We start from the raw sequence: 25683 nt of genomic DNA, 5'->3' as shown, positions 1-25683 counted from the left end.
AACATTACCTCTTTTGGTTCATAATATCTGATATAATATTAATCCCTGTTTTTATATCTTCATCTTTTACCTGGGAAAAACTCAACCTGAAATATTTTTGTCCATCTAATGGGTTCTTATAAAATAAAGTTCCAGGAGTTATTAGTATTTTTCTACTTTTAGCTTCATTAAAAAGCTGAATTGTATTTATAGAGATTTCATCTAGTATTCTCAAATAAAAATGTAGTCCTCCTCCGGGGTCATTAAATACTGCTTTATCTTTCAAATATTTTATAAGACAGTACTTTGTATAATCATATCTATGTGAATAGACACTATTCAACTTATCTATATAGTTTCTCCAAAATCCCTTTCTAATATATAGATCAAGTGCCCTCTGCATAATACTTGAAGTAGATATGTCAGTGTTTATTTTACAGTTTTGTATGCCCTCTTTAAATCTCTTAGGAGGTACTAAATAACCAATCCTTATTCCAGGCAAAAATATTTTTGAAAAACTCTTTATATATATTACTCTATCATTAGTATCTAAACTTTTAAAACTATTATATTTTATTCTGTCATCATAAATAAGTTCTGATAAATAATCATCTTCTATAATATAAAAATCATATATTTGTGCTAAATTAAGTATCTGTATTTTCTTTTCATAGCTATAACTCATACCTGTTGGATTTTGGAAATAACTCATCGTATAAAAACACTTTATAGTATTTTTTCTTAATATTTTTTCAAACTTATTAATATTCAAACCATCTTTATCCACAGGTACTTCAAATATCGCAGCTCTCCTCCATTTAAATACGGATAATGCTCCACTATAAGTTGGTTTTTCCAAAATCACACCATCATTTGTATTAACTATAGCTTTGGATACTATATCTATTCCCTGTTGTGCTCCTGAAACTATTAATATATCCTCACTATTAATTTTATTATTCCAAAAAATATGACTTATACTGTCTCTAAGTCCTTCATATCCTAAAACTTCCTGACAAATAAGAGCCTTGGCACCATCTCTGTCAAGGACTTCATCTATTACATTTTTAAAAGACTTTACAGGAAAAAAATCTCCATTTGGAGTTTCTCCTGTAAAATCCATATACTCTGTATAACCGTTATTAGATATCTTTTTTAGTACTTTTGAGTACTCTCTTCGAAAATTTTTATTTATATCTTTTCTCTTGGCATATGTTCCGCTGCCCATCTTTTGAAAAGCATATCCTTCACTTTCAAGCTTTTTATATGTATTTACAATAGTTATACTATTTACATTTAAATATTCAGATAATTTTCTTATAGAAGGTAATTTCTCTCCATCTTTTACAATATTCGAGTCAATTAGCTTTTTTATATGCTTTGCTATAGCCTTATATTTAATTATTCCTTGACGATCAAATTTCAAAAAATATTTATTCGATTCAATCACATCCATTTGTTTTGTGTATTAATCTAAACAAAATACACATTTTCTTTAGATAGTATGCTGCCATCTTCCAATTTATAATCTCTCATTTGTTTTTTTATTATATTCTTCTTCCAAAGTTTGTCTAGTATTTCTTCCATACATATATCATATTCCTTGAATAATTCATCTTTTTTTATTTGTTCTGAACTCAAGAAATCATCTTTTTTCTTAATATAACTTATTAGTACATTTACAAATTTTGATATATTTGAATTTATGTTTTCATCAAAGTACTCAATTAAATTTCTTATAGATATCTCTATATCTTTTTCGTCCTTACTGCAGAATAATAGGTTTTTAACATATTGTTTCAATTTATCATTTAAATTCACAGCAACACTGACGGCATCCTTGCTGATCATATATCCTGCAGAGTTGACATACAACTTAGAAAATTCCTCTATTGACTTAATTGCCTCAATGTATGCAGTATAAATACCATCATTTTGTAAATATTTTTTACATATAGATATGTCTTTAATCAGATTTCCCACATAAACCATATTCCATCTTTCTCTATCTATATCTGGATAATATCTAATTATATCGTATCTAGAACTTATTTCCATATCCTTGGAAAACACCAGACGAGAAGATGATATTATTCTATGTATAAAACCTCCTCTTAAATTTTCATCATTAATTTGCATGAAATTACCCTTACTCATAAATTTAATATGAATTGGAATACCTATTTCTTCCGTATATATATTTATTAAACTTGAAGCATTATTGTCATATATTACAAATAGATCTACATCTGACTCATCCCATAAATCCCCTGTAATCATACTTCCAAAAACCATAACAGCCAATATGGATTTATTTTTCTTAAATCTAGCAATTGCACTATTAAATGCTTTTTGATATTGTAATATTGTCTTTTCCACTATATTACAACCTCCCTTATCATAGGTTATAAGCAATTCAATCGGTTATTTTGCTGAATTGAATATTAACAGAATTTTTATATATTATATAATTATTATAATATAAATACAATAGTGAATTTATATTATAAATTATTTCATTCAATTTTTAGCTGAATTATAATTTAAAAATTAAAAGAGGAAAAAGCAATTTAATTTGCTCATTCCTCTTTTTTACTTCTATATTTTAACTCTCTTTTTCAAATTCATCCTTCGAAACTCCGCAAAGTGGACATACCCAATCATCTGGTAAATTCTCAAATGCTGTTCCGGGATTCACTCCATTATCTGGATCCCCTTTTTCTGGATCATATACATATCCACAGGCACTACAAACATATTTATCCATTCTGAATTCCTCCAATCATAAAATGTAATAATAAATTTTTGTATTATCAGTATGTCACATTTAGTCATATAAGTCAATATATCTATGTATTAACCATGTATTTGATAATTATAAATTATATGGATCTGTTATATAATACAATAGATTTTGTCAGCATTTAATTTCAATATTACTGACTACCTATAGTATTATTAAAAACATTGAAAAATATTAGAAACATTGCTAATATTAATAATGTAATTTTATAATAAAATGGACAATTTTAATAAGGAGGATAATTATGGGAAAGAGCCAAAAAAAGTCTCGGAAAAAAACTCCAAAGAAAACTCAGAAGAAAACTTTAAAACTCTCATTTACCATTTTAATCTGCATATTTTTATCAGTAGTTGTAATATGTATTGGAGTCGGAGCAGCCATCATAAAAAGTGCACCTGCTCTAGATGTAAATCGTGTATTAAATTTAAATGAGCCTTCAGTTTTATATGATGATAAAGGAAATATGGCAGATACAGTGACGAGTACCGAGCAAAGAACTGTTCTTTCTTTTAATAATATACCTGACAATTTGAAACATGCTTTTATAAGTATTGAAGATGAACGATTTTATAAGCATAAAGGTATAGATATAAAAAGAATAGCAGGAGTAGTTCTAATAGATATTGGAAATAAAATAAAAAGACAATCTGGACTGCAGGGAGCATCTACTATAACTCAGCAGTTGGTAAGAGGTATATATCTGTCACCGCAAGTAACTATTACAAGAAAACTACAAGAAATATATCTTTCCATAAAGCTCGAAAAACTTTTAACTAAAGATCAAATTCTTGAAGGATATATGAATACAATTTTTTTAGGTGGAAGAGCTTTCGGTGTTGAATCCGCTTCACAACAATACTTTGGAAAGTCGGCCAGTTCATTAAATTTAATTGAATGTGCCTTCATTGCAGGTATACCTCAAAGTCCATCTGTATATTATCCTTATTCCAGTGCTTCTAAAAAAAATCCATCCATATATTTAAACAGAACAAAAAGTGTATTGAAGAAGATGTATGAAAATAACTACATAAGCGAACAACAATATGTGGAAGCTATAAATAATATAAATAAGGGAAATTTACATATAAAACCGTACTCTCCCCAGGACAACCGATTAGAACATGAATGGTTTTCCATGCCTGCAATGCAGCAGGTAAAAAATGATTTAAAGACAAAGTACAATTACAGTGATTCCCAGGTTAATCAAATGATAACTTATGGAGGATTGAAAATATATACTACTATGGACAAAAGCCTTCAAAAGCAAACTGAAAGTATATTGAATAATTCTACTATATTACAAAATAATTCTGCAAAAGATAAAAATGAAATAATACAACCTCAGGCTTCAGCTGTAGTTATAGACTACCATACCGGAGAGGTAAAGGCCCTAGTTGGAGGTAGAGGTACTCAGCCCGCTATGTCATATAATAGAGCTGCATCTCAAAGTTATTTAAGGCCACCTGGTTCGGGAATAAAACCTTTAACTGTATATAGTCCTGCTATAGAATCTAAAAAATATACTGCCGCAACTGTACTTGAAGACTCACCATGGTCAGATGATATAGCTAGAAAATATGGAACAAATGGCAGCGCTTATACTCCAACAAATGAGGGTACCTTTTCATATACAAATATGACATTGCGAACCGCAATTATGAAATCGTCAAATGCTATAGCTGCCAAAGTAGAAGATAAGATAGGCCTTGAAACAGGTGCTTCTTATGCCGAAAAATTCGGATTAAATTTGGATGCTACTGATAAATCAAGTATGGCTGCACTTTCCCTAGGAGAAATGTACCATGGTACAGATACACTGCAAATGGCTGCTGCCTATGGAGTATTTGGTAATAATGGCATATATACTTCACCTAGACTTTATACAAAAGTTACAGACAGATCTGGAAAAGTAATTTTGGAATCAAAAGTAAGTACTAGAAAGGTATTATCAGCAAATGCTGCATATGTAATGTATGATCTTTTAAAATCTCCTGTAAGTTCGGAAGGAACAGGTTCTACAGCCAACTTTAGTGATATGGCTAGGGGTAAGACAGGTACTTCAAGTGATGACAAGAATTTATGGTTTTCAGGGTTAACTCCCTACTACTCCGCTTCAGTTTGGATAGGAAATGATGATAATTCACGAATATCAGGTTTAAACAGTAACTCTTCAGCTGCAATTTGGGCATCTATAATGACAGCTTTTCATGAAGGATTACCTTATAAAGAAATAACTATGCCTTCTGGAGTTGTAACTGAACAGGTTTCTTCTGAAACAGGTAAATTACCATCTCCACTTTACTTTTTGAATCCATCAAAAAGTAAATACTATACTGAAGTATTTATAGATGGTACTGAACCAACAGAACAAGATACAATATCTGATTCATTATTTGACAACAATAACAAAAATAACGACAATAACAAAAATTCTTATAAAACAAATAATCAGCAAAATACTAAGTCAAAAAGAAAACATGTGAATACTCCAAATTCTAATGACAATACAGCTGATTTAAATAACCAAAACTCCAATAATAAAAATGCAAATAGCACTAATAATAACAATAACAATGTTGATAATACTGATAATACCAATAACACTAATACCAATAATACAGATACAACAAATGACACAAATTCTAAGAATCAACCTAATTTAAGTAATTAGTGTCAATACAATAAGTAGGTTCCGTAAATATTTTTATGTTACGAAACCTACTTATTTATTGATTCAAAATATCCTTCATAGTTTTCAATACTTTCTTTTCAATTCTTGATACTTGTACTTGATTTATACCAAGCATTTTGGCAACCTGTACTTGAGTTTTATCTTTAAAATATCTTAACATTATTATTTGTCTTGACCTTACATCCAAACTTTTAAGTGTTTCTTTTAAAGCTATCCTATTTACCATCTCAACATCTTCATTTGGATTCTGACTTAACTTATCTATCAAGAGAACTGGTGCTCCATCATCCTGATGTATAGTATCATATAAATATTGCATATTATTTGCAGATTCCGATGCAAATATCAAATCTTCTACCTTTATTCCAGAATACTCAGCCAATTCTTCAACAGTAGGCTCCCTATTTAGTTTTTTTGTAAGTGCCTCTTTATCATAATGGAGTTTTTTAGCAGTATTTTTTACACTTCTGCTCACTTTTATCATTCCATCATCTCTCAGGAATCTCTTTATTTCGCCCATTATCATAGGTACCGCATAGGTAGAAAATTTCACATTATATGTTTCATCAAAATTATTAATTGCTTTCATAAGACCCATACACCCTATCTGGAATATGTCCTCATATTCATAGCCTCTATTTAAAAATTTCTTGCTTATAGAAGTAACTAATGGAAAATTAACTTCTACTAACTTATTCAGCGCATTTTTGTCCCCTTTTTTAGCAGCTCTTATAAGTTTTAAATTGTCATTATAGTCATAATTAGATATTTTTACAGCTTCTTCACTCATATTATTCACCTAACTTAATGATTTAAAAACTTTTTTCATCAATACTCTTGTCCCCTTGTTCTTTTCAGATTGTATTTCAAGAGAATCCATAAAAGTATCCATAACTGTAAATCCCATGCCTGATCTTTCTAAATCGGGTCTGGAAGTATACAGGGGCTGCATAGCAAGATTTACATCTTCTATGCCGGCACCTTCATCTTCTATTATTAAAGTAAGTTCTCTTTCTTTTATATAAGCTTCAATTTTTACAATACCTTTTCCATTTTCATAACCATGAATAATAGAGTTTGTAACTGCTTCTGAAACTGCAGTCTTTACATCAGTTAATTCATCTATAGTTGGATCTAATTGTGATACAAAAGCTGCTACTGCTACTCTTGCAAAGCTTTCATTCTGCGATTTGCTAACAAACTCTATTTTCATACTGTTATCATACATGTCTCTATCCCCCCATTAAATATTATCAATAGCCTGCTCAACGCTGTCATACACCTTTATTATTTTAAACATACCTGATAACTGAAATACTCTATTTACCGAATCTATAACTTTTGCAATACAAACAGTTCCATTTTTTAAGCTGAGCTTTTTATACCTTCCAATTACAACACCTATGCCTGAACTATCCATAAAACTCACATGAGAAAAATCCATTATAAGTTTCTTTATGTTATCTCTTTCAAGTCTATCATCAATCTTATTTCTAACTTCTTCAGCACTATGATGGTCTAGTTCCCCGATCATATGAACTATAAGTTTATCATTTTTAACTTCAAATTCTAAATTCATATCATAAAAACTCTACTAAAACCATAGTTTAATATATAAAATGCCATATATGGTATTAGCGTTAAGCTACTGCTTAACTTTAATTTTACATATAGTAATAATGGCATATTTCCATATGTCTAAAATTTATATAAATAAATTTATATAAGTTCTAGTATGTGCAATTATCTACACAGTCCGAGTCAGACGTTCTTACCCCCTCTCCTTTGTAAAGTTTAAAAAACCATTAGGTTTTATTAAAGTATTTGAAATTTCAATTTCATACATAAAAATGTCCATAATATAAAATTAGATACTCTAAGATAATATTCGCTGTATGGAATAATTTTCCTCTATTTTTATAAATTTATTTTTTATTTATAATATATTTTTACCATATAATATATTTTTAAACACATTTAACTTGTATTACTTACATTTATTTTCCAATATGTTTATCTCCCTTTTATTAAACCCAAAAAATTCATATAAATATTCTGTATCTTTAATATGTGCATAATCAATATATGGAATTTTCAATTTCATAAGTTTATTAGGATAATATTCATATAAATTTTCTCCCAATTTTTTAGCAAAACTCTTAATATAAAATTCATAGATGGAGCTATTTAATATATACAATAGCATTTCATAATTAAAAATACCCTGTTTCTTTAATGTTAGGCAATACACATCCGCACTGAAATAACTTCCCCTATCAAGTGCAAATCTATTATGAGAAGCTTTATATGGAAAGACAATTTTTTCATTTTCAAATATTTCCGGTTTTCTTGCCCATTGAATTTCATACCACTCTCTCCTTCCAGCCCTACATTCCCTTCTATTCTCCAATTTATCCTTATATTTACTTACATAATTTATTGAACTTTTATATTTTTCTTCTTCTACTTTATTTAAATATATAATATACCTTTCCGTAGGATTTACTTTGTATTTATGTATATAACTGCTTTTTATCCATGGTTTAACTATATCTTCTTCTATATGTTTTACTTTAATAACTTCACGATCTAAAATAAAAGCCTTATCACATCCAGTTATTATTCCCTGATGACTATTGCATATATCTGATAGTAAAAATTTACATTTTCGTATTATCTTGTTTAACATTTTTCTTTCAGTTTCATTTATAATAACCCATCCTTCTGAATCCAATTCTCCTTTTTTTATAAAAAATCTTGTAAATTTTCCTTTATGATTTGGTTTTATAATTTTTATTTTATTTTCATCACTACAATTTTTTTCATTTTTAAGATAAATTATAATTGGATCTATTCCTATATCCTTAAAAGGCCTTATACCATAAAAATCTATAATTAATTTTATATTTGCATTATTCAATATAAATTTTCTCAATTTTTTTCCACTTGAAGCTTCACAAAAATATCTTGATATTATAAAACCTAATTTTCCTGTTTTATTTAAACATTTTAATGCCCTGCTGAAAAAGCAGTAAGATACATCTCCCTTATCTTCATATACCTCTTTATACTTTTTCTTTAATATCTTGGAATAATTTCTGTCCACATTTTTATGTCCTATATAAGGAGGATTTCCTATGATAAAATCGAATTTACCTTTTACATCATCCATTAAAAAATCCTTTACAATGAAATTTTTATTATTTATAATACCCGTTAATCTAAATAAATCTATTTTTAATATAATAATAGCTGTTTTATCTATATCAAATCCAAACAAATTATAGTAGAGTATATGATAATCTATATCATCTGAATTTAACTTTTTATTCAATCTTTTATTTATTTCATTAATATTATTTAAAAATATTTCTTTCAAATACTGAAAACATGAAAATATTAAATTTCCGCATCCACATGATGGGTCCAGTATTTTAATATATGGATTATGAATCACTTCACTTGAGTCTATTAAATTTTTAACCATATAATCTGCTATTTTTTTAGGAGTATATACTATTCCTGATCTTTTACTATCTTTTATATATTTGTAGTATCTAGTGGAAAACCTGTCTTTCACATTGATTTTCATACTTCTTTTAAAAATATCTATATAATCATTTTTTTCATATACAGATACTTCCTTATTTATAAATTCATATATTTTATATATATTTTTTAAAAAATCATCCATATATTATTATACTCTCCTCAATATATTTCCAACCTATTCATAGTATAAATTATTCCATATAGTATACCATAAATATATCATAGTTATGGTAGGTGATATAGAAATGAAAAAAAATATTGTCCATTTTTTATTAATGTTTATAATTTCTACAATATTTATTTCCCAAATAAATATCTGTACTGTAAATGCTTCAAACACTCTAGAAAAACCTGATTCCAATTCTATTAAGGGTTTAGATATTTCTAAATTGGATATGACTGAAAAAAACTGGTTTTTCAAACCTAAAAACGATGGATTACCATCAGAAGAACCTGCTGATGTCATATCTCTTCTAAAAAAATATTCTGGATATTACTTGGGAGATACCTCTAAAAAAGTATTATATCTAACTTTTGATGAAGGATATGAGAATGGATACACAGGTAAGATACTTGATATATTAAAACAAAATAATGTAAAAGCAGCTTTCTTTGCAACTACTCCATATATAAGGGATAATAAGGATCTAATAAAGAGAATGGTAAATGAAGGTCATTTGGTATGTAATCATTCAAACAAGCACCCTTCTATGGCTCAGAGGGCCAAAACTCCTGATGAATTCAAAGAAGAATTCACTATTACAGAAGATGCTTATAGAGAAGCTACCGGTAAAGAAATGCCTAAATTTTTCAGACCCCCTATGGGAAAATATAGTGAATTATCATTATTCTATACAAAGAATTTAGGATATAAAACTGTATTCTGGAGTTTTGCTTACAATGACTGGAATAGGGATAGCCAGCCTTTACCCGAATCTGCTAAAAAGAAAATAGCTGATAGAACTCATAATGGAGCTATAATACTATTACACGCAGTTTCAAGAACCAACTCTGAAATTTTGGATTCAGTTATTAAGGATTGGAAGCACTCTGGTTATATCTTAGAAAGTCTTGATAAATTACCTTAATATTAATAAGATATTCTATAAAAATAAAAATACTTTCACAATTTTACTTTATATTATCTCCATATTTAGTTATAATTAAACTGACATATAAAAATACTATTTAATCATAATAAAAGAACTAAATAGTATCTTAGTTGTGCTCTATTAATATAATTTATATTTGGAGAGATAATATGAGAATTACACAAGAAACAGACTACGGATTTAGAGTTATATTATATCTATCAAAACTTGGTTATGGAGAAAAAATTGAAGCTAAATCTATATCTAAAGATCAAGGTATACCACTTAGATTTCTTTTGAAATTACTTAGAAAGTTAACTAGACATGGAATCATAAAATCCTATAGAGGTGTCAATGGAGGTTACTCCCTCAATCGCATGCCCGATGAAATTACTTTAAAAGATGTTATTGAAGCCATAGACGGACCTATTTTTATAAATAGATGTCTTGATGACCCTGAAAACTGCAACATGGACAATAGTTCCTATTGTGCAGTACATCGTGCTTTATCTAAAATTCAGTCCAATCTAATTGAAGATCTACAAAAAATGAATTTTGGGAGCTTGTTAAAAAAAACTCCTTAGATAAATATTATACAGTACAATAGAAAATGCTATTTTCTATTGTACTGTATAATATTTATTAAAAATTTCGGTATTGATATCAATCTTTTTATTCTCCACGGTTCTTTTATTACTCTATAAAGCCATTCTATTCCGATATTAACCATCCACTTTGGAGCTCTCTTTACCTTCCCTGCAAAAACATCAAAGCTTCCTCCAACACCCATGAATATATTACATGGAAGTTTTTCCATATTCCTGCTTATAAATATATCCTGTCTTGGTGATCCCATTGCTACAAAAATAGCATAAGGTCTTTTTTCTTTTATATCTTCTATAATATTATTACAATTTTCCAAATCAAAAAATCCATTATGGGATCCAACTATATTCAAATTTTTATGGATGTTTCTTAAATTTTCTATACAATTTTCAAGTACATTCTGTTCAGCTCCTAGAAAATATACAGCCTTATTTTCAATCTCACATTTTTCAATAATCTGTTTCATTATATCTATTCCTGCTATCTTTTCAGCTACAGGATTTTTTAAAATCTTAGATGCTAGAACAGTACCTACACCATCAGGTATTATAATGGAATGTTTACTCGTAAAATATTTGAATAATACAGGATTTTCAAGACCATTATACAGTACTTCAGGATTACCCGATATTATATTTACCTTTTCAAATTTTTCTATATAATTTATAAATTGTTTTCTGGTTCCATTGAAGACTTTATAGTCCAATATATTCGTAAATATTTGTTCATTCATACTTTAAAAAGCTCCTTCACTTTTAAATACAGAAGAGAATGTTTTAAAAAGTACCTTTATATCCAACCATAGTGAAAAATTCTTTATATAAGTTAAATCATAGTATACAGTCTTGCCAAGTTCAATTTCTCCTCTTCCGCTTATCTGAGCCAAGCCTGTTATTCCTGGTGTTACCATAAGTCTCTGTTTATATTCTTCCGGATAAACTTTTACTACATCTGGTATTTCAGGTCTTGGACCTACCAGACTCATATTTCCAATAAGTACATTCATAAGCTGAGGAATCTCATCTAAGCTTGTTTTCCTCAAAAAAGCTCCTGATCTTGTAATTCTATTATCAGTTTTACTTTGGAATACAAAATTTTCTAAATTCTTTGCATCTATATTTAACTTTCTTTTTTTTTCTGCATCTACTATCATGGTCCTGAACTTATATATTGTAAAATATAAACCATCCTTCCCCACTCTTTCTTGCTTAAATATAACAGGTCCTTTAGAATCTTTTTTTATCCAAAATGTAATTATGAGAAACACCGGACTTAAAATTATCAAACCAATAAGAGCAAGTATAAAGTCAACTATCCTCTTTATTATAAATTGAACTTTCTTTCCACCTATGTCTTTATCAGAATCTATTTTTATGTCTTCAGCCTTCATGAGAGCCTCCTCCTTATTTAATTTCTATATATTTATAAGAATTTCTTTAATTCATTTATTATTAAAGCTCCAAAAAATGTAATTAAAAACGCTTTTAATTCAAAATGTAAACTATTCAATGAATATCCATTTGAAATATAATATTGTGTGTACAAATACAGTATTAGTGCATGACATAGATAAACACTATAAGATGCTTTGGATATGTATTTTATTATACCCATAAATAATTTATTTTTCCAATTAAAGCTGAATATAAATAATATAAACAAGGTACTGTATATTATAATCGATGGTCTTTGAAAAGTCACTAAATATTCTAAATTTTTTCCAATTCCCTTATAAAAAATAAGTGAATCTAAAACATATAACATGGAAATTATAAGACATCCAAAAATTATAAAACTATAATTTTTTAATTTAGGTAATATAGTATCCTTGTGTTTCCCTATATATCCACCAATACAAAAGTAAAAGATCCAATACAGTAAATTCTTCTTGTCAAAAAACCACATATCAGGAGTCACATTTATAAAATAATATGTATATATAATCATAACTGCAGTAACACCAAAACTCAATATTACAAACCATATATTTTCTATAAATCTGTAAATTATAGGAAATATCAAATATAATTCTATTATCAACGGTATAAAATATAGATGATAAAACACCTTTCCATGTATAATATAATCTATATTCTGATGTATATTATAATTTTTGGTTATGGCTATTATGTAAATTAAACACCATACAAGATATTGTGGTAAAACCTTTTTGCATCTCTTCCATAAAAAATAAAAGTAATTTTCTTTTCTATTATAAGATATGGTAATACCCATTCCCGAAATAAATATAAAGGCAGGAACAGAAAATCTACATATCTGATTTAATATAAATGTAATATTGTACGTAGTAGGATATGGATTATATCTGAGTGTAGTTGCAGAAATATGTATCCCTATTACCCCAAGTATAGCCATAGCCCTAATTACATCCATTTCCAAAATACGTTCCTTATTAATTAAAAGCACCTTCTTTATCTATTGAATATTCTACTTTTTATTAAAGCAACTAAATTTAAATATTCTCGAATTCTAACCATATATAAAGATACAGCATATACAATAGTTCCAATTACTAATGATGCAAGTATTGAAACCAGGCTTGCCTTCATAGGACTTGCAAATGTATAATTGCATAATCTATTTATAATAAATATGACAACACCCATTATACCGGAAGCAACAATGACTTTGATAAAATTTATAAATATCTTTGAGATATCAATTCCTTTAATTCTTTTGTTCAAATTCCACAACATGAGAATTGTAGTTGTCACCGCTGAAATAGTAGTAGCTAATGTAAGCCCTGATACCTTCATATATTTAACTATAAATATATTTATAATTATATTTACAATTATACCTAAAAAACTATTTATCATGGGTGTTTTTACATCTTTTAAAGAATAAAAGGCTTTATTAAGTATGTCACGTATACCATATGCAATCATTGCAGGACAATAAAATAGGAGTGCATTTGAAGTCAGCTTTGCAGCCTCTACAGTAAAGGCCCCTCTTCTAAAAATTAAGGTTACAAGAGACGTTCTAAGCATTCCTATAGAAACTGCTGCTGGAACCATTATAATTATTATAGTAGTTAACGCACTTGATAATGACTTTTTGTATTTATCTAAGTCCCCTTTAACTGCCAATTCTGACAAGGTTGGATATACAATCATGGCTATACCAATGGCAAATACTTCATAAGCCAAAGTATTTATTTTATTTGAGTAGTCCAGTACAGTAGCCGCCCCAAAATAAATATTTATTGCAAATGACCTATTTACAAAAACATTTAATTGAACTACTGATGTGCTTATAACTACTGGAATCATCAATTTAAACATTTTTACAGTATCACTATCTTTAAAATTCAATACTGGGAAATACTTATATCCAAGCTTTCTATACTTATGAACATTTATTAAGAACTGTACAAAGAATCCTATTACAGTGGCAACAGCGAACCCTATTATTCCATATTTTGCTGTAAGAAATACAAGATATATTATATACACTATATTTGACATCAGTGCCATGGCTGCAGGTTCATAAAATTGTTTATGTGACTGAAGTGCCCCTGCCAGTATACTCTGCAATGTTACAAATATAAGAGATAAGAACATTATTCTCGTTACATAAACAGATGTATTGAATATTACTGTTTGAGAGGTAAAATTATGACCAAATATATATATTATCTGTTTTGTAAAAACAACAAGTAATACAGTTATAATTACAGTTACAATAGAAGATATGCTTATAATGTTATTTACAAATCTATTTCTCTTTTTTATATTTCCACTTTCTATGTATTCTGTATTCAATGGTATAAATGTAGTTGTAAGACCATAACTTATAGTAGTTAAAAGATATACTATGCCTATTGCAAAATTATATATATCGGTAACATATGTAGCTCCAAATTGTGAAGCTATTAAAGAATCTCTTAAAAGAGCCAGTACCTTTCCCCCAATTATAAGAATCATAACCAATAGGGAACTTTTCATTAATGTCTTCTTTCCCATTTACTTCACTCCACCCAAAATATGTAAATATGTTTTGTAATAGTTTTCCCAGAATTTTTTCATTGAAAATCCATTTAACATATCCCTATAGAAATTATCTCCTACAACACCTAGTTTATCTCTATTTAAATAAGCTTTTTCCATTTTATTGTATATATCTTTTTTGTCTTTTGGATTTATTAAATATCCATTCTTGCTATTAACAATTAAATTCATATCGCCTACATCAGAGCATATAACAGTCTTTTTTAACAGAGCACTTTCAAGTACCACAAGTGGAGGAGCTCCTCCTTCATTAAATGAAGTAAGTATGCTTATGTCCGAGGCATTTATGAAGTCCAGTACATTATTTTTAAAACCTGTAAATATAACTTTATCCTTCATCTTTAAATCTTCTACCATATGTTTTAAACTTTCTTCCAATTCTCCGTCTCCAACCAGAAGCAATTTAGTATCTGAGAATTGATCTTGCAGCATATAGAAAGCTCTTATAAGTGTATCATGATTTTTAATAGGATGCATTCTAGCCACCATTACATATACAAAATCATCTTTATTTATATTAAATTCCATCCTCAAGTCATCCCTTGCCAATACTATCTTGGGAGAATTGAAATTTATTCCATTATTCACCACATATTTATTGCCTGTAAAATTGCTTTTATCCAATAAATTTTTAAGATAATTTGATACACATATATAATTATCAAATTTTTTAAGTCCTCTAATGCTTAAAGGTGTATATATGTACTTTTTTAACTTGTTGTTTAAGAAATCATATCTGTAATCACTATGTACTGTAACAGCACAGGGAATATTCAATTTTCTATTTATTACAGAATATAAAAAATTTGATTTAGCTCCATGAAAATTTAATATATCTATATCATTGCGCTTTAAGTAATTTAAAAATTTTTCACCTAAAATATCTTTATATGCAAAATTGACTACTTCTATGTTGTTTTTAATAGCAACGTCATATAAAAAACCTTTTCCTATAGTTACAATAGAACTTTTCATATCAAAAATATTATTACTGCAAATATTTAAAACATGTCTGGCGCCCCCACCATTATCATTTCCAGATATAATCTGTACTATATTCATGTTATAACCACCAATTTAAAATATATTTTTTATTTCAACAGGATTGTCATCACATTCTATTTCATATGCCTGCAGCACTGCTATAATAATCCAAAAAAATACTATTACTTTTGGTGCTGAAAAGAAATCATCAAGTAAATTCATTATCAAAAATACTATAAAAGATACAAAAAAACCTTTATAAAAAGCTGAATAAAATTTATCTCTAACATTTTTAACGAAATATACAAGCTTAATTATAATTGAAATTATAATTGCTATAAAAGCTGCAGATCCAAAAATTCCTATTTCACTCTGCATTTCCAAAAAAATATTATGGGGATGTTTAGGAACAAAATTGCTAGTTTTTAATCCAGGCCGCTGGTACATATACCTGGCAGCTGCTTCTTCAAAATTTCCATTTCCTACTCCTTTAATTGTATGATCCTTTATTATCATAATGGCTACATCCCATATCTTAATTCTAGAAGTATTCTGACCTATATCTGTTATTTCCTTTAATCTATCACGTATTTGTGGTATAAAAGAACTAATTCCCACAATAGGAATTAAAACGAACAAAAATTTCAAGCTGTATATAACTCCAAAAATTATGCACCCAATAATAAAAGCAATCCATGCATTTCTTGAAAAACTAAATACTATATTTGCTAGAAATATGCAAGTGCTTATTATATAAAATATTTTTTTCTTTTTATCTGTTTTCTTAATAGCAAGCATTATTGTTGGAAATATAATCAAAATAAAATAAGCTCCCAGATTATTAGAATTTTCTAAAGTAGAGGCAATTCTAATCCTTTGTACTCCCTCTCCAGCTTGAACAATGCCAATTCCATTTATATAGTCAAATATTCCTACCACACCTATTATAAGAGAAACACATATATAGCTTAATAAGATACCTTTCAAAAATTTTCTTTTACTTCCTTCGCATAGTATTATAAAATATATTACAATATAACTTATAAATCTACTAGTTGAACTTATGGATGATGTTATATCTTCAGCATATATAAAGGATATTAACATTATAATTATAAGTGCCAATATTGAAAGACTTAAATAGTTAGTAAAAAATTCTTTTATTCCCAGTGTAAACCTTCTTCTAGTATCTTTAAAAAACACAAGTCCAACTAGATATATAATAACTACTATTACAAGCCATATATCCCCATTAAAAGAAATATTCATAAACTTATACTTACTATATATAAGAGGCATAATAATTATATAGAGATAAATTGATAAATATAATATCAGATCATAAATTGCCATTTAATTTATTCCTCCAGACTACTTATTTTAAATTTAAAATATTCTTCCAATTTCATATATAATTCAATTATTAATATAACGTCTTAAATATATATTATATAAAATTGATGATATGATATATACTGAAACTGTAGCTAAAGATGCACCTAAAGATCCCAGTCTATTTATAAGAATTACATTTAATAATATATTAGCTATACCCGTTATCATCGAATTATAAAAATTCACTTTTACCAACTTCATACTTGCAAGTATATTTCCTGATGGTGTTCTAAAAGTTCCTGCTACAAGATACCCTATAGATAATATTCTAAAATTAGTAACTGCATCAGAATATTTTCTAGTAAATACAATATTTATAATATAAGGTGCAAATACTATAAGTATAATAGTTATTATTAAATTAAAAATAAATAAATATTTAATAAGCATTTTATATTTATCTTTAATCCATTTTTTATCATTCCAGTGCCTAGCAAAGTATGGATAGGCAAATATCATTATTGACATGGGAATAAATGTAAGATTAAATGGTATTTGAGCAGCAGCACTATAAGAAGCTACAACTGAACTATCCTTTATTATAATTCCTACAAAGAAAGTATCCATCATATATAGTATTTGCGACATTGCATTAGTAAAACAGCAAACCACTGAATACTTCAAAAAATCTTTTTTCTCTTTTAATTTTGGATAGTCTATTTTTACAAGCTTTTTTAATCCATTTCTTATCATATATATTCCAATTAAAATTGATATAATATACGATATATATCTTCCTATAATTATACCTTTTATACTAAAATATCTTCCAAGTACAATATTTCCCATAAAATATAATAAAGTATTTATAACTGTAAGAGAAGAAAATTCATTATTTCTAAATTCCGATCTAAGTAATACTTGAATTTCATTAAAAAATATAGTTAAAAGAGGCATTAAAGACATGTAAAATAATATCTGAGTACTGCCTTCAACAGGTAGTTTAAAAAAAGTAGTATATATTATAATACAAACAGCTATAATAAGATTGAACATTCCTCCTATTTTAATTGCATATTTAAAATAGGAAAGCCTTTTTTCTTCTATATTTTCCATACTGCAGTATTGAAGTGACCCTGATACCATTCCAAGTCCCTCCAGCAATAGAAACATATTTAATATACTTTGGGCATATACAAATTTACCATAAAGATTTACTGATAATATTCTAGTTAAAAGCATTACTATACCAAATTGTATTATTTTATTTATAAAATTTGCACTAAATATTTGAACAAGGCCTTTTTTTAAAGCTGCCTTAATGGTATGTGTATCCTGCATAATAGCCTCCTCAGATTTTAAGACACATAATTTTAACTTTTTATAAAATATCCTTAAGTATATTTTCTAGATTTCTAGTTATTTTATCTCTAGAATAATTTTCAGTAACATACTCTCTTCCATTGGTTCCAAATGAAGCCCTTAATTCTTTATCTTCAGACAATTTTAAAACTGCACCAGCCATCTCTTCAGAATTTTCTGGCTCAACTACTATTCCCGCTTTAGCCGCATTTATGAGATTTGCAGCTTCTCCTTCTACGGATAGAATAATTGGAAGCTCTGTAGCTAGTGCTTCAAACATCTTAGATGGGAGAGCCCCTTTAAATAAATCCAGTTTTTTTAATGGTATAATTGAAGCATCCATGGAAGCAATTATCTTAGGCATGTTTTTCTTGGGTTGCACCGGAATAAAAGTAACATTGCTAAGTTCTTTTTCTTTTACCATATTCTTAAGTTTTTCTTTTTCAGGTCCATCACCAACAAAAACAAATTGTATATTATCATGATTTTTTAAAATTTCAGCTGCATTTATAATAACTTCAAGGCCTTGTGCCAATCCGTGTATTCCACCATAACATGCTGCAAATTTATTTTCTATTCCTATTTTTTTTCTGAATTCTTCATCCCTGTTTTCTTTCTTGAAAAATTCAGTATCTACACCATTAGTTATAAGATGAACTTTATTGCTGTCAAATCCTCTCATGATTATATTGTTGACAATTCCTTTTGTCTGACCCGTAATTACATCTGCTTTTCTATAACAAAATTCTTCTAGCCAGGTAGATGCCTTTATTAAAAGTTTATTATGAAGCATACCTAATTTAACCGCTGATTCAGGCCACAAATCAGATATATTAAAAACAAATTTTGCCTTTATTTTTTTAGATATTACATACCCTGACCAACCTAAAAAAAGAGGAGGTGACTCAGTTATAATTACATCCTGATGTCCAACATGTTTCACTCCAGTAATTACAGAAGAAAATGTAAAGGAAAGATAATTCCTGAGTCTTTTTATAAAACCTTTTTCTTTTGTGGCATATATACTGGTTCTTATTATTCTTATATCGTCAATTTCTTCTATTACAAGCTTTTTTCCCTTATATTTATCAAATATTTCTCCCTTGGGATAGTTTGGCATAGCCGTAAGAATTGTAATCTCATGTCCAAATTTTTTTAGACGTTTTGCAAACTCAAAAATTCTATTCTGTGGTGCTCCAACTTCAGGAGGACAATACTGAGTTAAAAATAATATTTTCATTTTTTCACCTTACTTATTATATATTTCCTTCTTTAATATATCTAATATCTTTTTTCCAGCTTTTCCATCACCGAATATATCTTCCTGTTTTCTTTCTGGAGTAAATTCTACTATAGCATTTAAAATATTATTTTCATTGGTTCCCACAATAATATTCCATCCATTTTCTACAGTTTCAACCCATTCAGTTTCATCTCTCATAGTTATGCATGGCTTTTTCATAAAAAATGCTTCTTTCTGAACTCCTCCACTATCTGTAACAATTTTCTCAGAATACATTTCAAGACTTATCATGTCTAAATATCCTACAGGTTCAATTAATTTTATTTTATCACTGAATGTTAATCCATAATCATCTATATATTTTCTAGTTCTAGGGTGAAGTGGAAGCACTATTTCCTTGCCACTATCATTTAAAGCTGATACAATATTTTCTAATCTATGTATGTCATTGGTATTTTCAGCCCTATGTATAGTTGTCAAAATGTATTTACCATTATATAAATTTAGTCTGTCAATTATATTTGATTTCTCCATAGCTAACTTTTTAAAATCTATTACAGCATCAAACATTACGTCACCTACATTATATACATGCTCTTTTATACCTTCATTTTTTAAATTATATACACCAGTTTTCGTAGGTGGAAATAATACTGAGGATATATGATCTGTCAATATCCTATTCTGTTCTTCTGGCATCTTCATATTAAAACTTCTAAGACCTGCCTCTACATGAGCTACAGGTATTAATAATTTGCTTGCTGCAAGAGCTCCTGCCAATGTTGAATTCGTATCACCGTATACTAATACCAAATCAGGCTTTTCCTGCAAATATATTTTTTCAAGTTCTATTAACATGGTACCCGTTTGTTTACCATGATTTCCAGATCCTATTCCAAGATTATAATCTGGTTTAGGTATATTAAGTTCATCAAAAAATATTTTTGACATATTTTCGTCATAATGTTGTCCTGTATGAATTAACACTTCATTAAATTCATCTCTTATAACATTAGATACTGCTGCTGCTTTTATAAATTGAGGTCTTGCTCCAACTACAGTTAATATTTTCATAATTTCACCACCAACATAAATTATACATTTATTATTTCTTTATATATTCTATCCACTTTATTAAAATTATCTTTTATATTAAAATTATCTTCTACAAACCTTCTTGCACTCTTGCCCATTGATATTCTCAAATCTTTGTTTAAAATTAATTTTTCCAGTGCATTCTGTATATCATCACTATTCTCTTTTCTTACTAGAATACTTGATACATCCGGAGATGTTGCTTCAGGGAGACCTCCTACATTGGAAACTATAACAGGCGTACCGCAAGCTTGAGCTTCTACTGCTGCTACTCCAAAGCTTTCACTATCTAAGATAGACGGGAAAACAGCTATATCAAATCTATTAAAAACTTCTACAACCTGCTGCCTATTTAAGAATCCAAGGAATTCAACCTTATTATGTATTCCCAATTTTTCAGTTAGATTTTCAAGATACTCTCTCTGAGATCCTCTGCCACCTATTTCCAATTTTAAATTTATACCTGGATATTTAAAACTTACTTTGGCAAAACCCCTTATTAAATATTCTATACCATATTTCTCTTCAAGTGTCTTTATAGTACCTATAGTTATAGTATCTCTATGATCATATTTATTTTCATATGGTTTCAATATATTTAAATCCACTCCAAATGGGGTAATCTCTATTTTCTTATCTGTATATTTTCTAGTTTCTTCTGCCATAACTTTACTTGTGGAAAGCACTTTATCTGCTTTTTTCAAATTATATTTCAGCATCATTTTATTCAGTATTCCTGAATTTGGGAAATCAAATACATCACTTCCCCAAACAGATAGTATAAAAGGATGGAATTTAGACAGTGCTGCTAATAATCCGTAACTGGTTGCATAATGTGCATGAATTAAATCCGGTTTTATTTTATCTATAATTCCACTTATCTTTTTAAACGAAAGTATATATTTTAATTTTCTAGTAGAACTATCTTTTTTTACCTCATTCATATCATAATTCAAATTATATACGGGAATACCATCTATATAGCCATCATTTAAAGATATAACGGATACATCATATCCTTTATTTTTAAAAAAGTCACAAAATTTTTTAGTATGTATGCTATTGGCATCGGACAAATAACATATTTTCATATATATTCCTCCAAAATCATTTTTTTAAATCATTCATAACCTTCCTTGCCCTTGCTTCCCATGTATTATCCTGTATAATATTTTTTATGCTATTTACTTTTTCTATATATACCTTGGGGTTCTCAATTATATACATCAACTTTTTTCTAAGTTCCTCTTTTGAATAACCTACAGACCATCCCACATTATTTTTATCTATAAATTCACCTACTCCTGTTCCACTTGTAGCAATTATAGGTTTACCATAAGTTAGATAATCAAATAATTTAACTGGCATTGCAAATTCTCTATACTCTTGAGGTTCTACAAATATACTAAATAAATCTGCTTGTTTAAAATATGGAATTAATCCATCCCCTGATTCGTGTATTACCTTTATTCTGTCATTGAGATACTTTTCATATTTTCCTTTTTCTGCTGTCCACTCTTTCTCCCTACAGCAAACAGTCAGATTTAAATTTTTATTTTCACTTACTACATCAAACAAATACTCTAAATTGTAAAGATAATTTAATCCACCTACATAAAATATATTTAAATTTTTTCTTTTCTCAATTAAGACATTATGATTATCTAAACATATTTTATCTTTTTCTGCAGCAGGAGGCAGTTCTTCTACTTTTCCTTTAAAATCCATAGGCACATAATCATACATCTTTAGTGATGGAAGATATAAAGTATTTAAAAGTCGTTTATATCTAAATAAATCATACTTATAAAACATACATGCGATAATTCTTTTTATAAAAGATACTGTTAGTTTATATTCGTCAAACTTCCAATACACATCTCTATAAAATAATCCTATATTTATTCCATTATTTCTACAAAAATTAAAAAATCCAAAATCTAAAAATAGAAATTTAGGAATATGATTTTTTTCAGTTAATAATGTAGGTTCTGTAGAACTTTCTGAATACATAAAATCATATTTTACCCCACTTCTAATTTTATCTTTTATTTTCTGTATATTATTTTTCCGTTCCTTCCCATATCCCATAACTATGTCTACATTATATCCAATACTTTTAAAAGCATTTAACATTCTTATGGGTCTGATTTGAGATGCTGATGGCCAATCTTCATCTATTTTAAATGGTATATGAAATATACAATTTGGCAATACAATCCATCCTTTCAACAATTACTTGAGTATCAACTTGAAAGAATACTAATATATAGCTCTTTAAGTTTTTTTCCAATTGAATCATAATTAAAATTATCCTTAGCATAATTTCTTATATATTGAAAATCAAAATTATCATAGTTGTCAATCATATTTTTTATTCCAAGTTCTAATTGTTCCTTGTTACCAGGTTCAACCAGTATTCCAACTTTTTTGTTTACAAAATCTTGTGGTCCTCCACATTTAGTAGCAAGCACAGGCTTACCACCAGCCATGGATTCTATTAATACGCTTCCAAAAGTTTCCTTCACGCTCGGCAATATCAAAAAATCATTTTTTTCTATTAATTTAGGTATTTCTAATTTATCCACTTTACCATAAAAATTACACTTATCATATATGCCCAATTCTTTACACGTTTTTTCGTATTCTTTTCTTTTACACCCATCACCTACTATATTAAAAGTTATATCACAGCTGGGATTTTTAGATATAAAATCAGCAAGTGCTGGTATAAAGTATTGCAACCCCTTCACTTCACTATCAGGCATTAATCCAACAAATAATAAGTTCCAATGTTTTCCGTGTTTATTATTTATAAATTTTATATTATATGAAGATGTATCCACTACATTTCCTATTACTTTACTCTTAAATTTAAATTTCAAATCAGAAAGTTCCTTTGCCAGATATGTACTCACTGTAATTACATATTTGGCCTTTTTATAAGATAAATAAAATAAAATTTTATTATAAATCTTATTCGAGAATTCTTCAACTTTTGAAGAGTGTTCAGTTATTATATATGGTATATTGTTGAAAAATTTACTATATGCATATGCTATAAAACCTGCAGTATAACATACATGACAGTGTATTAAACTTATGCTGTTTTCATTCAATATTTTATTTAATATCTTAGCTGACTTTATTATGCTATACAATCTTGATATTTTAGCATTTTTTAAATAATCCGTATTAGCTCTATAAACAATAACTCCTTCTTCAATAGTTTTTCTATATCTACCATTATCTGAGCTTTTGTCATAAGGATAGAATACAATTGGAGTAACCCCTACTTTTTTCAAGGCTCTAACTTGCTCTTTTATAAATACTCCGCTTACATGATTTGAATCATCAGGATACCAACTAGCCAATACTAAAATTTTCAATATAATAACACCTCAACTACTAATTATTTTCCACAAATCTTTTACTTTTTCCTACTATAAGAGCTAAAGACATTCCCATAGAAATCCAAAATGGAGGATACCACATGATTGTACTAGGACCAAAGCACAAGAATATAATGCCAAATAAATTTGCAGAGAACATTATAAAGTATTTTTTATACTTCACTTGTTCATAATAATATGCTTTTAGACCATCTCTAATCATACTTATGTATATATATATAATGTACAAAAATATTGCTATACCAAAATCACCTAGCATTTCAACCCAAAAGCTATGTACATTAAGAACTCCAAATGTATTATTCATCTTTTCTACATATTTTTCTATATTCCCAGCTCCAAATCCCAAATAATGTTTTTCTGATATTACGCCATGTACTACATCGTACATAAGTGTATACCTTTCATTATCTGATCCCTTTTTACCTAATTCAAGTAATTTTTGATCTTCTAAATCGGGTTGATATTTATAATTGGCTATGTTCAATTTGCTTAAAAGTGTAGAACCGGTTATTTTACCATAAAAAGGCTGCATATTGGGAATAAAAGAAATTCCTACAAATATCCCGAGAGTTACAACAGCTGTAGATACTAGTTTTATTATGTTAAATTTGTCTTTATTTTTAGATAGACAATAGAATAATATCATGAATATTATTACTGCAAATATAGTAATCCATGATGTCCTAGACCTTGTAAATATTAAATTAATTTGACTTATAAAATATAAGACTATATATAATCTCTTTTTAAACTTATTTTTAGTAAATAACCAGGCAACTATAAGGATAGTCATGGCCATAACTAAAAATACTGCATAATTATTAGGATTATAAAAAAATACAACTGGTATTTTTTTGACATAGCTTATTTGAGTTGATATAGGGTCCCATTCCTCAAAATGATTTCTTACTCCATATCTTATGCCGAACATTTCCAATACTCCAAGGAACAATATTCCCATATATATGTACTGTAAAAGGCTTAAAGTCCTACACATGATATCTTTAGACCTATTCTCCCAAAATATCATTACCAAAAGAGAAAACATAATAAAAAAGTTAAATACATATTTAACTGCAAGCTTTTTATCTTGTGCGATTAGAACACTAAACAGCATATATACAATAAATATAATTATAAAAATCAAATATTTATTATATTTAATATTTTTAAAACCATCTTTAATACAATGTTTTATAAAATTGCGCAATAAAAATACTATATATATAAATAAGGTTATGTAGAAATAATATACATCATATCTACTTCCTATCGGTACTTTCAATGAAAAATTTATAATAGCAAATAGAAGTGTGGAAAAATATATAAAATTCCGTTTACTTCCTATAAATTTTTTATAAATTACGGTAACATAGAAAGCTGCAAATATTTGAACTACAATCAAGCTTGGAAACATAAAATAGTTAGCTATTAAACTTAAAATAATTATTAAATATATAATTTTATTTTGATTTTTGACGCTTATATCCATTA

23 protein-coding genes are annotated in these 25683 nt (G+C 27.8%); 3 read left to right on the top strand and 20 right to left on the bottom strand.

The features are described from left to right. Window positions 1–4 precede the first annotated feature (4 nt). The 3 genes from pdxR to rd form a co-directional block, all read right to left on the bottom strand. The gene (gene pdxR / locus J418_RS0108400; protein WP_023625147.1) at window positions 5–1435 is read right to left on the bottom strand and encodes a MocR-like pyridoxine biosynthesis transcription factor PdxR; all 1431 of its coding nucleotides are present in this window, start codon (window positions 1433–1435) and stop codon (window positions 5–7) included. A 17-nt stretch (window positions 1436–1452) separates the two neighbouring features. Then, on the bottom strand, window positions 1453–2358 hold the full coding sequence (locus tag J418_RS0108395; protein WP_017752838.1) for a nucleotidyltransferase domain-containing protein: 906 nt from the start codon (window positions 2356–2358) through the stop codon (window positions 1453–1455). A 226-nt stretch (window positions 2359–2584) separates the two neighbouring features. Then, on the bottom strand, window positions 2585–2746 hold the full coding sequence (gene rd / locus J418_RS0108390) for a rubredoxin (RefSeq protein ID WP_017752839.1): 162 nt from the start codon (window positions 2744–2746) through the stop codon (window positions 2585–2587). A 280-nt stretch (window positions 2747–3026) separates the two neighbouring features. On the opposite strand from rd, the gene J418_RS0108385 reads away from it, so the two are divergent. Continuing rightward, window positions 3027–5453 carry a transglycosylase domain-containing protein gene (locus J418_RS0108385; protein WP_017895357.1) on the top strand — a complete coding sequence of 809 codons (2427 nt, stop codon included), beginning with the start codon at window positions 3027–3029 and terminating at the stop codon, window positions 5451–5453. A gap of 55 nt (window positions 5454–5508) precedes the next feature. Here the strand turns inward: J418_RS0108385 and sigF are convergent, their stop codons facing one another. The 4 genes from sigF to J418_RS0108365 all read right to left on the bottom strand — a co-directional run bounded on the left by sigF (window position 5509) and on the right by J418_RS0108365 (window position 9168). Then, on the bottom strand, window positions 5509–6264 hold the full coding sequence (gene sigF, locus J418_RS0108380; RefSeq protein ID WP_017752841.1) for an RNA polymerase sporulation sigma factor SigF: 756 nt from the start codon (window positions 6262–6264) through the stop codon (window positions 5509–5511). A 9-nt stretch (window positions 6265–6273) separates the two neighbouring features. Then, window positions 6274–6702: an anti-sigma F factor gene (gene spoIIAB, locus J418_RS0108375; protein ID WP_017752842.1), complete on the bottom strand. Its 429-nt coding sequence runs from the start codon at window positions 6700–6702 to the stop codon at window positions 6274–6276. Window positions 6703–6717: 15 nt separating this feature from the next. Continuing rightward, window positions 6718–7053 carry an anti-sigma F factor antagonist gene (gene spoIIAA / locus J418_RS0108370; protein ID WP_017752843.1) on the bottom strand — a complete coding sequence of 112 codons (336 nt, stop codon included), beginning with the start codon at window positions 7051–7053 and terminating at the stop codon, window positions 6718–6720. A gap of 408 nt (window positions 7054–7461) precedes the next feature. Continuing rightward, window positions 7462–9168 carry an Eco57I restriction-modification methylase domain-containing protein gene (locus J418_RS0108365; protein WP_017895356.1) on the bottom strand — a complete coding sequence of 569 codons (1707 nt, stop codon included), beginning with the start codon at window positions 9166–9168 and terminating at the stop codon, window positions 7462–7464. Between the two features lie 103 nt (window positions 9169–9271). Between J418_RS0108365 and pdaA the strand changes: the two genes are divergently transcribed. Further along, window positions 9272–10114 (top strand): delta-lactam-biosynthetic de-N-acetylase, encoded by an 843-nt coding sequence (gene pdaA / locus J418_RS0108360; RefSeq protein WP_017895355.1) that lies wholly within the window; start codon window positions 9272–9274, stop codon window positions 10112–10114. Between the two features lie 173 nt (window positions 10115–10287). Continuing rightward, the gene (locus tag J418_RS0108355; protein ID WP_017752846.1) at window positions 10288–10701 is read left to right on the top strand and encodes an RrF2 family transcriptional regulator; all 414 of its coding nucleotides are present in this window, start codon (window positions 10288–10290) and stop codon (window positions 10699–10701) included. Window positions 10702–10730: 29 nt separating this feature from the next. Here J418_RS0108355 and J418_RS0108350 read toward each other — a convergent pair whose 3' ends face one another. The 13 genes from J418_RS0108350 to J418_RS0108290 form a co-directional block, all read right to left on the bottom strand. After that, window positions 10731–11444: a WecB/TagA/CpsF family glycosyltransferase gene (locus J418_RS0108350; RefSeq protein WP_023625145.1), complete on the bottom strand. Its 714-nt coding sequence runs from the start codon at window positions 11442–11444 to the stop codon at window positions 10731–10733. A gap of 15 nt (window positions 11445–11459) precedes the next feature. Next, on the bottom strand, window positions 11460–12113 hold the full coding sequence (locus tag J418_RS0108345) for a sugar transferase (RefSeq protein WP_017895353.1): 654 nt from the start codon (window positions 12111–12113) through the stop codon (window positions 11460–11462). 32 nt (window positions 12114–12145) lie between these two features. After that, on the bottom strand, window positions 12146–13117 hold the full coding sequence (locus tag J418_RS0108340) for an acyltransferase (protein WP_035123856.1): 972 nt from the start codon (window positions 13115–13117) through the stop codon (window positions 12146–12148). 38 nt (window positions 13118–13155) lie between these two features. Continuing rightward, complete coding sequence (gene murJ, locus J418_RS0108335) at window positions 13156–14709, bottom strand: murein biosynthesis integral membrane protein MurJ (protein ID WP_017895351.1); 1554 nt, start codon at window positions 14707–14709, stop codon at window positions 13156–13158. Continuing rightward, entirely contained in the window at window positions 14710–15816 is a 1107-nt protein-coding gene (locus tag J418_RS0108330) for a glycosyltransferase family 4 protein (RefSeq protein WP_017895350.1), read from the bottom strand. A gap of 15 nt (window positions 15817–15831) precedes the next feature. Further along, window positions 15832–17091 carry an O-antigen ligase family protein gene (locus tag J418_RS0108325; protein ID WP_017752852.1) on the bottom strand — a complete coding sequence of 420 codons (1260 nt, stop codon included), beginning with the start codon at window positions 17089–17091 and terminating at the stop codon, window positions 15832–15834. Window positions 17092–17154: 63 nt separating this feature from the next. Continuing rightward, window positions 17155–18414, bottom strand: a complete 1260-nt coding sequence (locus J418_RS0108320) for an oligosaccharide flippase family protein (RefSeq protein WP_017752853.1) — start codon at window positions 18412–18414, stop codon at window positions 17155–17157. Between the two features lie 40 nt (window positions 18415–18454). Next, entirely contained in the window at window positions 18455–19675 is a 1221-nt protein-coding gene (locus J418_RS0108315; protein ID WP_017752854.1) for a glycosyltransferase family 4 protein, read from the bottom strand. Window positions 19676–19684: 9 nt separating this feature from the next. Continuing rightward, window positions 19685–20752 carry a non-hydrolyzing UDP-N-acetylglucosamine 2-epimerase gene (wecB, locus tag J418_RS0108310; protein ID WP_017752855.1) on the bottom strand — a complete coding sequence of 356 codons (1068 nt, stop codon included), beginning with the start codon at window positions 20750–20752 and terminating at the stop codon, window positions 19685–19687. Between the two features lie 20 nt (window positions 20753–20772). Then, entirely contained in the window at window positions 20773–21864 is a 1092-nt protein-coding gene (locus J418_RS0108305) for a glycosyltransferase (protein ID WP_017752856.1), read from the bottom strand. A 16-nt stretch (window positions 21865–21880) separates the two neighbouring features. Further along, the gene (locus J418_RS0108300) at window positions 21881–22993 is read right to left on the bottom strand and encodes a glycosyltransferase (RefSeq protein WP_023625144.1); all 1113 of its coding nucleotides are present in this window, start codon (window positions 22991–22993) and stop codon (window positions 21881–21883) included. A gap of 26 nt (window positions 22994–23019) precedes the next feature. Beyond that, window positions 23020–24162: a glycosyltransferase gene (locus tag J418_RS0108295; RefSeq protein ID WP_017752858.1), complete on the bottom strand. Its 1143-nt coding sequence runs from the start codon at window positions 24160–24162 to the stop codon at window positions 23020–23022. Window positions 24163–24181: 19 nt separating this feature from the next. Further along, window positions 24182–25681 carry an O-antigen ligase family protein gene (locus tag J418_RS0108290; protein WP_017752859.1) on the bottom strand — a complete coding sequence of 500 codons (1500 nt, stop codon included), beginning with the start codon at window positions 25679–25681 and terminating at the stop codon, window positions 24182–24184. Between the last annotated feature and the right edge of the window lie 2 nt (window positions 25682–25683).

Origin of the sequence: Clostridium tyrobutyricum DSM 2637 = ATCC 25755 = JCM 11008 (genome assembly GCF_000359585.1) — a bacterium.
In the GTDB taxonomy this organism is placed as follows: Bacteria; Bacillota; Clostridia; order Clostridiales; family Clostridiaceae; genus Clostridium_B; species Clostridium_B tyrobutyricum.
The sequence above is the reverse complement of the archived record's forward strand: the minus strand, read 5'-3'. Positions and strand labels throughout refer to the sequence as shown.